Raw genomic sequence first — 15743 nt, forward strand, 5'->3', positions numbered from 1 at the left:
GGGAATGACGAGGAGTTAGGGCAAACAGACCTACGATGGGAACAATGCCGCGATGGGTGTGCCGCCGTCGGTAATGGGCACTGGACGGCCAGACTCGTGCAGTTCTTTGCGGGGATCAATTCCCATGGCAGCATAGATCGTTGCATGGAAGTCAGGTATGGATACGGGATTCTCTTCTATCTTCTTTCCGTGTTCTTCGTCGGTCACGCCGTAGGCACCCATGTGATTCAATCCACCGCCAGCGAGAATGAGGCTGAAGGCGGTGCCTTGGTGACCTCGACCACCGCGGTTGTCAAATTCCGCGGGTCGACCAAATTCGGTGCCAACGGCCACAAGTGTTTTGTCGAGTAGTTTTTGCTTCTCCAAATCACGAATCAACGCAGACAGCGCGGTATCGAGTTCCTGAATCAGTATGTGCTGATTAAGTTGTCCCTCGAAATGTGTATCCCAACCTGTGCCGTTGATGAAGTTGAGATTGTGGGATACCTCGATGAATCGGACACCGGCCTGAGTTAATCGCCGAGCAAGTAGGCATCGTTGACCGAACTCGCCCCCATAGTCATCACGAAGTGCGGCGGGTTCCTCGTCGAGTCGGAAGTTTTGCATGAACTTCGGACCAGCCCAGCGGCGAGCTTGAGCCTGCAATTCTGCATAGTGGGCGATAACGCGTTCCTTCACAGGATGATCCATTGTGGCCACCAGACGCTGCCGCCGTTCAATCTGGCGTTTGGAGAGTCCGTCGGGTTGGGTAAAGCCGGCGGGACCACTCTGCGTGTCGACAAGGTGAACCGGAGAGTAGCTGGGGCCAAGATATCCAGGACCGCGGCTGACATTCGGATAACCAATCAGCATGTAGGCAGGTACATCTTCCGATGCCGCGTCACGTTGATGGGAAACGAGCGCACCAAGCGAAGGATAGGTGACCGTACCACTGATCATGCGACCGGTGTGGACAAAGTTTGTCGCAAAAGCGTGCTCGTCCACAATGGTGTGATTCACGGTTCGAACCGCGGTAAGCCGGTCAGCGACTTTCGCCGTACGAGAAAGATGCTCGGTGAACCGTACACCCGACACGGCAGTATCGACGCTTCCGTAATCCGTCCCGGCGATCTTCGGAGTAGCGCGTGAGTTGCCCCGGCGTTTCGGGTCAAAAGTGTCAAGTTGGCACATGCCGCCGCCGAGCCAAATGAAGATGCAATGCTCGGCCTTGCCCTTGGGTACGTGGACAGGCGTCTCGAAGGAAGCGAGCAGCGATGATGGAGCTCCTGCCAACATCGGGGCGGCGATCGCAGGGGCGCTCTGGGCCAGAAACTTACGGCGATTCATAGGAACCAATGGTTTTGGGTGAATGATGGGGGTTGGTCTAACGGATGTAAATCCATTCAGGCTGATTCAACGTGTACCAGAGGAAATCCTCGACGCGTTCTCGCCAGTCGGCATCTAACTTTCGAGTCGGCGGATCGCCACGCCTTGCTTTGGCTTCAAGTTCGGCGGCCAAGGCGTTAGCGGGACCATCGAGGTGATTTGACCATGCCGTGTACTTTGGACGAACGCGTTTAACCGGCTCTTCAGGCGGTACGTTCGTGCGCCGTTGTTCGAAACCGGGCCCCAGCAAGTTGATTGCAAACTTGGACTCAGCTTCAGTCGGCTCGCGAGTGAGAAGCCGGAGATACAGCGATTCAATGAACTCTTCCAGAGACTGGTCTTCCAGTGCTAGTTGCGTAATGCCGTGATCGTCACTTAGACGCGTGGTCCAGCTTGCCATCGTTCCGTTTGACAGGACGGCAGGTTGAAGCACGTTGGGATCGCTTTCGCGCAACGTTACCGGTGACTGTCGAGCACCACGCCAGCCGAAGGATTCGAGAACGGTGATAACAGACTGAACCCGCGGGAGTGTGAGACTGGGGCGGTCACGCTCGTTGGAAGTCGAGGCCAGCATCCAAGAACGCCGTGGTTTTCCGAGCGAACGCTGGTTAGAGATACCATCCACGTCAAAGGTCATTTCTTCCACTTTGAACGGCGTTCCGGTGGCGGCGAAGAGAGAATCGACGATCTGCTCGGCGGCCATACGTCGCGGAGCGGGGCCGACGTATAAAGCCTCAGGTTGCAACAGTTGTGGCAGGCTAGCTCGCTGGTAGGCGTGGGAATTGAAGATGATCCGCGACACGGCCTTGAGGCTGTACCCGGAGTGTACGAACTCACGTCCCAACCAATTCAGTAAAGCGGGGTGCGTGGCTTGCGACTTCTCCCAGTCTCCTGGATCTTCTACCAGGCCGCGCCCCATCAGACGCTGCCAAACACGATTCACCATCACGCGTGCGAATCGTTCGTTCTCAGGCGCGGTGATCAATGCCGCCAGTTGTTCACGAGTGTTCTTGGGATCGGCTGCAATCTTCTGGAAGGACTTTTCTGAGCAGAATTGGCTAAACGGCCAAGTCGGTTGCACATCCGTTCCAGGCTTCAGCGTGACCTGAATGAGTGGCTCGCGGCCGCCGGCACTAAGCTTATCAGTGGAAACAACGCTCGTGGCTGGAACCCGGACAGGCTTCTTCGATAGCATGGCCGCCAGTTGGAATAGCTGTTCCTGTTTTGAAGAACGCACTGGGGAGTCGTGGCAGCGTGCGCATTTCATTTGCACACCGAGAAAGGCACTTGCGAGAATGGCGCCTTTTTCTGCCATCGGAGCGTCATTCTGGCCAGCCAGCGCGAAGCCGGCGGGACCGCCATTGCTTGAACTTCCCTCCATGCATATCAGTTCCGTTACGAACGCGTCCATTGCCAGATCGTCACGGAGAGATTCGTAAATCCACCAACGGAAAGGGCCCGTATTATTCAGGCTTCCTGAGAGCATATTTGGATTCTCGGCCAACACATCGAGCCAATAACCCATCCAGTGATCGGCCCAGCGAGGATCGGCGAGCAGGCGGTCGATCGCATTCTCGCGACGCACTTGGGAATCGTCGTCGAGAAAGACACGAATTTCTTCAGTGGTTGGCAACACACCAACCGTATCGAGTGTGACACGGCGTAGAAAGGTAAGGTCGTCGGCCAGCGGGGGCATCTCCAGAGTCGTTACCTGGAACTCCGGCCAGTTGGCTCCCTGCTTGATCCATGCCTCGAGCTGCGCGGTTTCTTTGGGTGTAAGTCGATTGCCGTTAGGCGGCATGATGTCATCGCCGTCGGTGGTAACGCGGCAGAACAACTCGCTGGCGGACGGCTCGCCTGGTTCGATTGCTGGGATACCCGAATCGCCCCCTTGAAGACTGAATTCCAGCGTTTCCAATCGCAAGCCACCCTTAGCGTCTTCGCCTGAGTGACAGCTGTTGCAGCGGCTTTCCAGTATGGGCTTAATATCCTGGAAGAAATCCAACCCATCCTGATCGGCATGCTCATAGGCCGGCGCGACCTCGGTAATGCGAGCAGCGATGAAATGATCTACCTCATTTAACGCGGGCATGGCTGCCGGTAGTGGTGGCACCGGCACGTCGGAGGTCGAGGCAAGCCATGCATCAGCCTGTTCGCGTCGTTGTTTCCAGTAATCGGCTGACAGGTCACGCTTGGCATGTCGGCGTTGAGTATTAATCTGATCGTAATGCGCACTGCGTTCCGCTTCGTAATCGGCCCATCGTTGGTCGGTGTAAGGGATCTTCCTTCCTGAGGGTGAGATCAATTGCCAAGACTCTTCGCCCTCAGGCGACCAAGCGGCCACCGTTTCACCGAGACCTGGACGAACCGTTCCAAAAACGGTTTCCAGAACCACGAGATGTGGCTGTTCTCCCGTGGATTCGAATTCACACCACGCCTCGCGATTGCCGGGAGGCGCAAAGCGGAAATCAGGTCCTAGATCGAGATAGTTGTCCTGCTCAGAAGTCAGGTGATGGCCATTCAAGCTGGATGGCATGAGCGGCGTGTCGAGAATCGTTTTTCCATCAATGACTAAACGTGAAATACCTCTTGCCCGCAGCAGGATACGATGTTTGCCTTTAGGAAAGGAAACCAGGCCCACTGCTCTGAGGAACGTGTTGCTTGGGGAATTCCCGATGACGCCAGTGGCCGTATAGACTTTGGGTACCTCGAAGAATCCAAATGCGTCTTCGGTCAGAGTCTCGCTTGCCGCAGGGGACGTGTCTGGCCATTCTCGTCTACCAGGAATACCATTGGTGCAAAGTTCTACCAGTACTTCGCCGGACTTGACGTCATCGTGGGAAATTGGGGTCGGGGGAGGGGAGATCGCATAGCGGCTATCGATCTCTGAGTTCTTTAAAATGCCACGATGCAATACCAGGGAATCAAGCCGGCCTTGGAAAAATGACTTATGTTCACCTTCTCCGGTGGCACCCCCGAGTTGTAGTGATGCAGGTCGCTGAACTGGTCCCCGAGTGGTCGACTTCTCCCACTTTCCCGAGAACAACTGTAGCCTGCCGTTTACGTAGAGCAGAATGCTTGACGGATCACCGTAGGTGAAAGGAATGGCGATGTGATGCCATTCGAGTCCGGTCAGGCTAATGGTGCCGCTCCACCACTGATGACGGGTCGGTACATCACCTTCCTTTTCCGGTTCCGCCGCGAAGCAGAAGCCAACTCGCATCGAACTGGAACTTAGACGTTCTACCATCAACGACCAATTGAGATTGTCGTCAGCTTTTCCAGCTCGATTAGGATCGCCCTTGGCGAGTAGAAAGACGGGCTGTTCTTCCTTCAACTCCTTTGGCGCGATCCAAAAGTCGAATGTCAGTGAATCCCCGTGTTTGAATGTGGGCGCACTATCTCCGGAAAGGATAAGCGGTGCCTCCGTTGTGAAGTGGGCTGCCTTGTTATCTTTTCTGAAAAGCGGATGCAGTGGTGGACGCGGTCCAGCGACGGTATCAGGGCATGGCCCAAGATCATCTTCGCCATCAAAATTCCAGGTAAGCGCCGGCACAGCTGGTGTCAGGTCCTCGCGATCGGGCGGTGCCGCGCCAGCTAGGGGCGGCGCGGAGACGATCAGGAGGAAAAGAATAGTGCGCAATAGGGAATTCATTTTCGATCAGGTTACCTATAGAAGGCCAATATTGAGTCCGTGAGCTGCGTAAATGGCCGCTTCTCACATGCTCTCAAAAATTGCCTCAGCGTTAGGCGTCAGTTGTTTCTTTGTCGTAGCTGGTTTGGAAGGGAATCAGGTAGGTGGGACGTGCGATTCGTTCCATGGAATAGACCCGGCAAGGACGGGGGAATTGTCTGACATGTCTCGCGGATGAGCAGGCTGAGAGCAGGCATTATGCGCCGTACACGAGTCCCTTATGCACATGACCTTCGTTAAGATCAACACGCTCAGGTCTTCCTTTGTGCATGTAGACGACCTTTGTGTGATCAAGCCCCATCATGCCCATCACGGTCGCATGAATGTCGTGCACGTGCAGTTTGTCTTCGACTGCATACAATCCAAGATCATCCGTCGCACCAATCGTTTGTCCGCCTTTGGCTCCACCACCGGCCATCCACATCGTGAAACCTGTTGGGTTGTGATCGCGTCCCGTTCCTTTTTCACTCATCGGTGTACGGCCGAATTCACCACCCCACATGACGAGCGTATCTTCCAGCATTCCGCGTTGTTTCAGATCCGCGATCAGGCCTGCAATCGGCTTGTCCACGCCGCGGCAAAGACGTGAGTGATTGCCTTCGATATTGCTATGACTATCCCACTTGCTGCCAGCCCCAGAGTAGAGCTGAATGAAACGCACGCCTCGCTCGACTAACCGTCGTGCCAGGAGGCATTGACGACCGTAGACTTCGGTCTCCTTCTGATCGAGTCCGTACATCTTCTGAATGTGTTCGGGCTCGTTCTCAAGATCGATCGCTTCCGGTGCATCGGCCTGCATCCTTGCCGCCAGTTCATAGCTGTGAATGCGAGCATCGAGGTCAGTGTTCGATTCGCGGCCCTCGAAGTGGTGGCGGTTTAGTTGATTGATAAACTCCAGCTTCCGCTTCTGCTGGGAAGATGAGATGCCTTTGGGATTGTTAAGATTCCGCAGCGGCTCATCGCCCCCCTCGAACAACACTCCTTGATGACCGGACGGCATAAACCCGGAGCCCCACGCACGAACTCCGTTGACCACCATCGAGTTACTATCCTTCATCACGACGAAGTCCGGAAGACTCTTGCTAGCCGAACCCAGTCCGTAGGAGACCCATGCCCCGAGAGATGGACGCCCGCCAAACACGGCACCCGTATTCATTTGGCAGACGCCACCAGCATGGTTGATACCATCAGATACGCATGAGTGAATGACACACAGTTCATCTGCGATTGCGTGGTGATGAGGCAGCCAGTCGGAAATCCACAGCCCACTTTCTCCGCACTGCGACCATTTTCGTTTGCACTCTAGAATGGGAGAATTGATTTCACCCATCGCAGTGACCGGCCGGGGGAAACTCTCCGGCAGCTTTTGACCGGCAAGGCGGTTTAGCTCTGGCTTGTAATCGAAGAGGTCCAAATGACTTGGTCCACCTTCCATAAACAACCAGATGATATTCTTCGCCCTGCCGACGTGATGTGGAATCTTCTCGCCCGTCGGATTGTTTTCGCGTGCGGCAAAGAGTGATTGGCCCGTGAGTGCTGTGTACGCCAGCGCTCCGAATCCGCCACCAGCGCGGCAAAGAAAGTCACGACGCGAATTGGGGAGTTCGATGTTATTGCACATGGAGTATTTCATATCCAGAATCCAGGCTTCAGGATGTTTCAGTTATTGTGAACGCTGTCTACTGCAGGTACAGAAACTCGTTGGAATTGAACAAAGCGTGACAAAAATCGGTAACGGCGCAGAGTATCTTCTTCTCGGCCAATGATTTTTCACCTTCCTGACTCGAACGTAGCCATGCCGTGTTCGGGGCAGGCTGCTCACCATCTTCATCATTGAAACGCCAGTCGAGGATTCGCACGGCCTTCTCTGAGTGCTCGCCGATCAGCAGTTGCTGACGTGGCAAGGTGCCGCGGCTGATGGTCAGACGCGCAAATTGACCATCCCACAGATGCCCGCTTGCATCTCGACCCCCCGCAGTGATCTTCAGTGCCGGATTCTGTATTCCGGACACAACGGACGTTGTCACGGTTGATGTTTCTACCTCTGAGTCAGGATCGGATAGATCCTTCATATAGAAAGTCACCGATCCGGCAGTGGGATCGTCATCGGAAGTAGTCGCGGAAATTGCTGCGGCTAGATAAACCGGCTTGTTCAAGGGAACTCGTAGACCGGACGCGACCACGTCGAACGCTGCTTGATCCTGGAAATCGCGACCACTCAAGACGACAACAAAGTTACGTGGCTGGTACGCCGACTTTGTACTGGTCACGGCTACCGACCAACCATCAGATTTTGAGTTGCTATTCCAACGAGAAATTAGTGAATTCGCGCTGGCATCGGGGTAGAGGCGATCGAGATTCACAACCGCTTCCACCGTGAACTGATCATCGAAACCGTTCGTGTCTTTCACCTGAAGCCGTTCAAAGCGGCTGCCCGGTTGAATCCACAGCGTCTTCGTTCCGAGCCCAAATCCCTTAACCGCTCCAAAGTGTTGGGTGACAGGGCGTAGTCCCGTTTCATTGGGATACTTGGCAACGACCTCGGGAACCGTGATCGATTCGGCCTGTTCACGGATAAACGCTAATGCGGCAGCGACTTCTTCGTCGTCTGCATTACGTCCGAAGGTTAGCTGCCAAGCCTCGCGAATATCATCTGCATCAAGTTCCGTCTTGCCCGCCAAAAGTCGCTTAGCGAAGGCCTCGGAGCGGTCCAGCGTCCATTCGCCATTTACCAAAAGCAACGACTGAACGGGCGTCGTTGTTGCAACGCGGTCTGGGGCGGATTCAAAACACAATGGCGCATCAAATCCACTCAGCATTTCGTCTGGTTTATTTCGCTTCTTGATAACGTAAACACTGCGATTTGGTGTTGATCCACTTACAGATGGACCTCCGTCACGATGCTTTAATTCACCGGAAACGGCGAGCATCGCATCGCGCAACTGCTCGGCATCGAGCCGCTTAGCTGGGAATCTCCAAAGCAGTCGATTGGCCGGATCGATATCGAGTGGACGAGCGGCTGTCGTACTACTGGAAGGATCTTCCTGTGAAGATATGCTGACAGACTGGGGCATGTCGCCTTCACGACGAGCGGTCTGGCGGTATGTAGCACTATTCATGATCAGGCGATGCAATGGCTTGGTTTTCCAACCGCCATCCAGGAATCGCTGTGTCAGCCAGTCGAGTAGTTCCGGGTGACTTGGTGGCTCGCCCAGTGAGCCAAAATCGTTCGGCGTTGGTACGATTCCCTGGCCAAAGTGACGTTGCCAGATACGGTTGGCAAACACACGTGTCGACAGCGGATTGTCTTTGCGGACAATCCAGTTGGCGAGTGCCGTACGTCGACCGGTGGTAGACTTGGTCGGATCGATATCTGGTTTTTGTTCGCCAAGCAGTGTTAGGAACGATGGCTGAACTTCTTCCTTCGTGGTGCGCGTCATCAAGAAGGTCGGTGCCGGTTCTGTACCGATGTCGGTTGCGACGAACGCAGTGGGGAGTGGTTTGGGTTTCAAGGAGTCATGCTTCTTCAACTCAGCCTGAAGCTCTTCGTAACGCTTCAGCTTTTCTGGAGACTTTTTCAGTCCTTTGGCCCGATCATACCGCTGTTCTGCACGATCGACCTGTCGCCAAACAAGATAGGACAATTGCTTATCGAACGTCGTCTTTTCTGACTCCGGCTTGTTGTAGATGTCCTGAACGTCCGGCGGAAACTGCTTGACGATATTGTGGCGAGTGTTCTCGATACCGTTTCCTACCAACTCGTCAATTTCATCTCGGATTGCTTGGGTTGCCTCTTCCCACTTCTGTTGCTGAGCTTGATGAGCTGCGATCTGTTCCGGCGTTGCCAGGGGGCGATCCATGGGCCACGCCACCGAAGATAGAAACGCCTGCAATCCGAAATAATCTTTCTGCAAAATTGGATCGAATTTATGGTCGTGGCACTGAGCACAACCGATTCCGATGCCCAGGAAGGCCTCACCAGTTACGCGGGTCATTTCATTGATGATCAGATCCCAGTGCATTCGGGCGTTGCGCTGATTCCACTCGTAGACACCATGACGCAAATATGCGGTTCCGATAAAGGCATCGGGATCCTCGGGCGCGATCTCATCACCAGCAAGATGCTCGCGAACGAACTGGTCATAAGGCTTGTCTTCGTTTAACGATCGGATCACATAGTCGCGAAATGCACTCGCATCGGGTCGGAAAGCGTCCTCGTTGTAACCATCACTTTCTGAGTAACGCACCACATCAAGCCAGTGCTGAGCCCAACGTTCCCCATAACGTGGGCTGTCGAGGAGTTCATCGATCAAACGCTGCCACGCATCCGGCCGGTCGTCTTCGACAAACGCTGTGATCTGTTCTGGCGTCGGCGGAAGACCATGTAAGTCGAAGTAGGCACGTCGCACGAGCTCGTAGCGATCCGCTTCGGGCGCCGGCTCAAGGCCCGCCTCTGCCAGCTTTCGTGCGACGAATCGATCAACTTCGTTCCTTGCCCAGCCGTCGCCGTCTTGCGGTACAACCGGATCGGCAACCGGTTGAACAGCCCACCACTTGCGATCTTCGTCCGTGATGCGGTCTCCGTCCTGACGAATGATCAGGGTGTCATCTCCGCCTGGCCAGGGAGCGCCAAGCTCGACCCATTTGACCAGAACAGCAATATCTTTCTCGGGAAGCATTCCTTTCGGCGGCATTTCGTAGGACTCATGTCGAACGGCTGAGATCAGAAGACTTTCGTCGGGTTTGCCGGGAACGATCGATGCCTCTTCTGATTCGCCCCCCTTGAGCATGGCTGCCCGCGAGTCGAGACGCAGCATACCCTTCTGGCTCTCAGCGCTATGGCACTCGAGGCAATGTTGAGCCAAGAGAGGTCGAACCTGCATCTCGAAGAACTTGAGATGCTCCTTCTCTGCCGATTCGTCCTGCGCGAGGAGGGACGAGCAGGTGAATAGGAAGAGTATCTGTAAGGATAAGAGCAGTGAGCGATGCAACATGAAGTGACTCAACTGAAGTAAGGGGAGGGCAGGTGAGTAGGTATGTGCTGTAGCGAGGCTTGAAGGGGGAATTTAGGCGATTCACCCTCGCGTAGTCCTAGCTACTTTCTTCAAAAGAGAGGTCTCACAAAGCAATCGTACAGTGACGCCCAAAACCTACCGAATGTTTTCCCGAAAATTCAAGAAATATTGGAACAGGTGGGTTTTATGGTCGGGATCTGGCCTTAAGAGTGGATCTGGAAGCCAGAGTGAGAGTTTCCCGTTTCACGAAGGCAATGCGTTGCTGGCCAAACCGCAAGTTTCAACAAGGCAGTTGATGCAGCGTAAATATGGGTATTCCACAGAGTGTGAGAAGGAAGGGAGAGTTGGTCCGGACGAATCCTTCCAATGCGCGATGCAGTCGATTCGGAGCAAGTGCTGGTCTCACTTCTTCACACGTGGCAGGCACGTCAGTTGTTGGCCGTCAGGCGGGGGATCTTCTGCTCGAGCTGCTTCACCAAGTCATGAAGCTTTCCATGTAGATTGTTCCGCTCCGACGGATCTTCCTCAAGGTTGTAAAGCTGGACCGGAGGGAGAGCTTGTAATACGTCTTTCGGTGGCTTCGGGGTGAATCCATTTGCCCAGGCCGAAGGGATGAACTTCCACTTACCGTCTCGAATGGCGAGCGGGGCAGATTCGCCGATAATCAATTCGGTACGTGGCGACGTTTTAGCTTGGCCGAGCAGGACCGAAGATTGGTCGATGCTATCTGGACCGGCACCCTCTGGCATTGGATGGCCAACGATGGATGCGGCTGTTGCCATGATGTCTGTAAAGGAGAAGAGATGATCGCTCACGGCGCCTGGCTTTACCGCGGCTGGCCATCGAACGAGAAACGGCATCCGATGCCCTCCTTCCCAGAGATCCTTCTTCATTCCTCGGTAAGGCCCTGTCGACGAGTGGCCGAATCTTTCAGTGTCCTTCTCGTACCAGACAGGACCATTGTCACTCGTGAAGATGACGAGTGTGTCGTCTGCCATCTCCAAACGATCCAGCGTGTGCATCACGTCACCGACCAACGAGTCGACCTGGACGACAAAGTCTCCGTACGTACCGGCATTGCTCTTTCCCTGGAATTCTTCAAGTGGTAGCCATGGAGTGTGTGGTGCCGTTAGTGCAAGATACAGAAAGAACGGCTTTTCACTGTCGCTTCGAGCTTGCTTCTCCAGATAGCTGATCGCTTGTTCACGAAAGCGAGGGAGTACACCGTCGATTCGGAAGCCAGGGGCAATGGGACCACCGCGATAAAACTCTCCTTGGATATTGGTGAGGTGTTCACGCGTATCGTTGCGGCTCTCAATGTGTCGCGTCGGTTCGGCGACGAGCTGGCGTCCTTCGATATAGTAGTAAGGCGAAAAGTCCAAGGAGGTGTAAATCCCAAAGAAGTGGTCGAAACCACGGTCCATCGGTCCGCCACGAAGCGGCTCGTCAAACTTCGGGTTCTTGCTGTTTTCAAAGCCAAGGTGCCACTTTCCCACCATGCCGGTCGTATAGCCAGCCGTACGTAGCATTTCGGGAAGCGTCAGCTGCTCCTCTTCGATAACCGGCATATCTCGCCATTTATTGATGCGATTGCATCGAAATGGATAGGTTCCTGTCAGCAAGCCATACCGGCTCGGTGTGCACCAGCCTGCGGGAGCATGGGCGTCCGTAAACCGCATACCTTGACTTGCGAATTGGTCCAGATTGGGTGTTGGGATCTTGCTTTCGTGGTTGTTAGCTCGAATGTCGCCGTAGCCAAGGTCATCGGCGAAGATAATCAGAATGTTTGGCTTCGCCAATGGTTCAGCAGCTAAGAGAACTTGGCTACTTGGTGCCAATGCCACGAGCGTCAGTACGGTGATAAAAGACAGGCTGTTGTAGGTCATCTACATTTTTCCGAATGGGGTGTTTATGCTGGCCAACCTGCCGAGCGTGCGACGAAGTCCTCGTCACAACGTTTTCGTTCTGGGGGAATAGTTTGGGACAGTGGCAGTTCTTAGCTTAAAATCTTTCTAAGTTGTTCCTGCTAACAAGTATATTCGTAGTAGAGCCATGATTCGACCATTCCTCTGGGTCCCTGTTTGCGCATTGATGTGTTTCGCAGTTTCTCGCGCGAACGCAAACGAACGCGAAGTAACCCAGGCGAGAAAACCGAATGTCGTGTTTATCTTGGCAGACGACTTGGGATGGAGTGATACGTCTCTTTTCGGAACGACGAACTTCTACCAAACGCCGAATATCCAGAAGCTTGCGCAGCGCGGAATGACGTTTACGCGAGCCTATTCGGCCAGTCCGCTTTGCTCACCAACACGAGCCAGCATACTAACAGGTCTTGCTCCAGCTCGGCATGGTATCACCTCGCCCACTTGTCACCTGCCTATCGTACGCTTGAAGCCGGAACTCAAAGCTATGGCTCCAGCCAATCAGCAGGCTATTCAACCTGATTCCGTCACTCGTTTACCTCCCTCGTACACGACACTTGCAGAGACTCTCAAGGCATCGGGATACGCGACCGGGCACTTCGGGAAGTGGCACCTTGGTCCCTCCCCGTACTCACCCTTAGAGCATGGTTTTGACGTCGACGTTCCGCATTGGCATGGCCCGGGTCCAGCCGGCAGCTATGTTGCCCCCTGGAAGTTTCCGGACTTTGATCACGATCCAGAGGTTCCCGACCAGCATCTTGAAGATCGTATGGCCCAAGAGGCCGTTAAGTTCATTCGAAAGCACCGCGACGAACCCTTCTTTCTGAACTATTGGATGTTCAGTGTGCATGCTCCATTCGATGCGAAGAAATCGCTGATCCAAAAATATCGCGGTCTCGTTGATCCCGAAGATGAACAGCGTTGTCCAACCTATGCCGCAATGATCGAAAGCATGGATGACGCGGTCGGTACCTTGCTGGAAGAACTGGATCGCCTGGGGATCGCTGACAACACGATCATCATTTTCGCCTCTGATAATGGAGGCAACTGTTACAGTGTGGTCGATGGCGAATGGCCAACCAATAATCGCCCCCTTCGCGGCGGAAAGGCGACCATGTACGAGGGGGGCGTTCGTACGCCTGCGATTGTTGTTTGGCCAGGCAAAGTAGAAAAAGCGTCCCAAAGCGATGTCATCATTCAAAGCATGGATTACTATCCAACGCTTCTCGAGATGCTTGATATCAAGCCTGACTCGCAACAGCAGTTTGACGGAATCAGCATATTGCCTGTTTTACAAGGTGGAAACATCGAGAGAGACGGCATCTTTACATACTTTCCGCACAACCCACCGGTGCCTGATTGGATTCCACCATCAATTAGTGTTCATCAAGGCGACTGGAAGCTAATCCGCATTTTTCACAGCGGAGAGAAAGGCGAACATCGCTACAAACTATTCAATCTCTCCGAAGACAGCGGTGAGCAGAGCGACGTATCTGAGCTTTATGAGGATAAAGTTCGGGAACTGGATAAGCTAATTGAAGGTCACCTAACTGCAGCGGCAGCGACTACTCCGCAGCCGAATCGGCATTTTGATCCAAAGCAGTATGACCCGGCAAGAGAAGGGGTGCCTGCCAAGAAATTCGAGCGCAGCCAAGGTAGTGCAAAGCCTAAGAAGAGATCAAAACCTGTTGCTGGTTGGGTGCCTGGCGGTACGGCGAGCTTAACAGTTACGAAGGAGAGCCTTGTGGTTGAAAGTACCGGCCGAGATCCATTTCTTAGCTTCGGGCTTCCCCGTGCGACCAAGCTATCGCCAGTGAAACTACATGTCACCATGGCGTCAGAATCGGTCGGGAGTGGCCAAGTGTATTGGCGAGAGAAGGATGCGAACTTCTTTAAGGCTGAACGTAGTCACATCTTCGATGTCACGCACGACGGTCAAGCCCATGAGTATTCCATCGTGCTTAAGCCGACCAGTCCGCTACTGGGAATCCGTATTGATCCATCGCGGGGCAGTGGCAAAGTTGTCATATCGGAACTAAGACTGACGAATGAAGATGACGTCCTCATTTACAAGTGGAGCTTTCAATGAACTTAGGGATAATTACCACCTTTCATTCCGCTAGTACTTGGGTACGACTCTGGCTTTTCCTCTTCCTGTTGTTATCTGCTCGCGATACGCTGGCAAACGATCGTCCGAATTTCTTAGTGATTATCGCCGATGACATGGGCTACTCGGACGCAGGTTGCTATGGAGGTGAGATTGCAACGCCCAATTTGGATCAATTAGCCGCGGGCGGACTTCGTTTTACCCAGTTCTATAATACGGCCCGCTGTTGGCCGACGCGGTCAGCTCTGGTCACCGGCTACTATCCGCAACAGATTCGCCGCGATGGTATGCCTGGGGCCCCTCGGAATTTCGGTGGACGGGGAAAGCGACCTGAATGGGCTAAGACGATTGCCGACTATCTGAAGCCAGCCGGCTACCGAACGTACCATTCGGGTAAATGGCATATCGATGGAGAACCCACTAAGAATGGTTTTGACCTGTCCAATCCGACGACGCGTGGTCCTGGTTTTTTTGAAACGACCAAGAAAAAGTCTCGTGACCCCAGCTATTACGAAACCATCGAAACGGCGGACTTCGCAATCGAGTGCTTAAAGGAACACGCATCGGAGTACGCAGACAAACCCTTTTTCGCCTACGTTGCGTTTCGTGCTCCCCATTTCCCGCTACACGCGTTGCCTGAAGACATCGCGCGGTATCGCGACCGCTACACGCAAGGTTGGAACGTCCTACGCAAGGAGCGACATGAACGACAGCAGGAACTCGGGCTCGATGTCGCGGAATTGTCGGCCCTCGAACCGCAGGTGGGACCACCGTATGCGTTTCCCGATCAGATCAAGCAACTTGGATCAGGAGAAGTCAATCGTCCCGTACCATGGAATGACCTAACCGCGGAGCAGAAAGAATTCCAAGCGATGAAGATGTCGATCCACGCGGCCATGATCGATCGTATGGATCGCGAGATTGGTCGTATTCTGGATCAACTGAGAAGCATGAATGCAATGGAGGAGACTTTCATTTGCTTTCTTTCCGACAATGGTGCAAGTGCTGAGATTATGGTTCGGGGCGACGGTCATGATCCTACGGCGGCGATGGGATCGGCCGAGACGTACTTGTGTTTGGGTCCCGGATTTTCCAGCGCAGCCAACACGCCATTTCGTCGCCATAAGACATGGGTACACGAAGGAGGTATCTCAACACCATTTATCGTTCACTGGCCTGGCGGTATCAAAGCTAAGAACGAATTCAGATCAAGTGTCGCGCATGTGATTGACATTGCGCCAACCATTCTCGACCTCGCAGGTGTCAAGGCTGAAGTAACGCAGGGGATCTCGATGAGCGGTAAGAGCCTAAAGCAGGCTCTATTGAAAGACGGGGCCGTCGTGCACGATGTACTGTGGTTCTATCACGAAGGCAATCGCGCGCTTCGCCAGGGTGATTGGAAGATCGTTTACGCCGACGATGTAAATGCCGGTAAGCGAGGCGTCGAAAAGGAAGACATATACAAGGTGAAGTGGTCTTTGTATGACCTTTCAACGGATCGTGCGGAACAACAGGACTTATCAGAAGCCGAGCTAGAACGCGTCAAAGCGATGGTATCCCGCTGGGACCAGCTGAGAACAAAGTTCTTAAGTGAGGCAACGCAAAACTGACTGCGAATTGATCCCACTCGTCGAGGCCAA

General features: G+C 53.9%; 7 protein-coding genes. 2 read left to right on the plus strand and 5 right to left on the minus strand.

The genetic code is table 11. The features are described 5' to 3' along the window. Positions 1–30 precede the first annotated feature (30 nt). The 5 genes from PSR63_RS24785 to PSR63_RS24805 all read right to left on the minus strand — a co-directional run bounded on the left by PSR63_RS24785 (position 31) and on the right by PSR63_RS24805 (position 11960). Positions 31–1326: a DUF1501 domain-containing protein gene (locus PSR63_RS24785; protein ID WP_274328557.1), complete on the minus strand. Its 1296-nt coding sequence runs from the start codon at positions 1324–1326 to the stop codon at positions 31–33. Between the two features lie 37 nt (positions 1327–1363). Continuing rightward, positions 1364–5008 carry a DUF1553 domain-containing protein gene (locus PSR63_RS24790; protein WP_274328558.1) on the minus strand — a complete coding sequence of 1215 codons (3645 nt, stop codon included), beginning with the start codon at positions 5006–5008 and terminating at the stop codon, positions 1364–1366. Between the two features lie 247 nt (positions 5009–5255). Then, a complete protein-coding gene (locus tag PSR63_RS24795; protein WP_274328560.1) occupies positions 5256–6692 on the minus strand; it encodes a DUF1501 domain-containing protein in 1437 nt (478 codons plus the stop codon). Between the two features lie 46 nt (positions 6693–6738). Next, entirely contained in the window at positions 6739–10053 is a 3315-nt protein-coding gene (locus PSR63_RS24800; RefSeq protein ID WP_274328562.1) for a PSD1 and planctomycete cytochrome C domain-containing protein, read from the minus strand. Between the two features lie 449 nt (positions 10054–10502). After that, positions 10503–11960, minus strand: coding sequence for a sulfatase-like hydrolase/transferase (locus PSR63_RS24805; protein WP_274328564.1), 1458 nt, complete (start codon positions 11958–11960; stop codon positions 10503–10505). A gap of 274 nt (positions 11961–12234) precedes the next feature. Here PSR63_RS24805 and PSR63_RS24810 point away from each other — a divergent pair, with 274 nt between their 5' ends. Together PSR63_RS24810 and PSR63_RS24815 are read left to right on the plus strand one after the other, a co-directional pair. Beyond that, positions 12235–14085 carry a sulfatase gene (locus PSR63_RS24810; RefSeq protein ID WP_274328566.1) on the plus strand — a complete coding sequence of 617 codons (1851 nt, stop codon included), beginning with the start codon at positions 12235–12237 and terminating at the stop codon, positions 14083–14085. A gap of 134 nt (positions 14086–14219) precedes the next feature. Then, entirely contained in the window at positions 14220–15713 is a 1494-nt protein-coding gene (locus tag PSR63_RS24815) for an arylsulfatase (protein ID WP_443111108.1), read from the plus strand. The last annotated feature ends 30 nt before the right edge of the window (positions 15714–15743 follow it).

Origin of the sequence: Bremerella sp. P1, from assembly GCF_028748185.1 — a bacterium.
Classification (GTDB): domain Bacteria; phylum Planctomycetota; class Planctomycetia; order Pirellulales; family Pirellulaceae; genus Bremerella.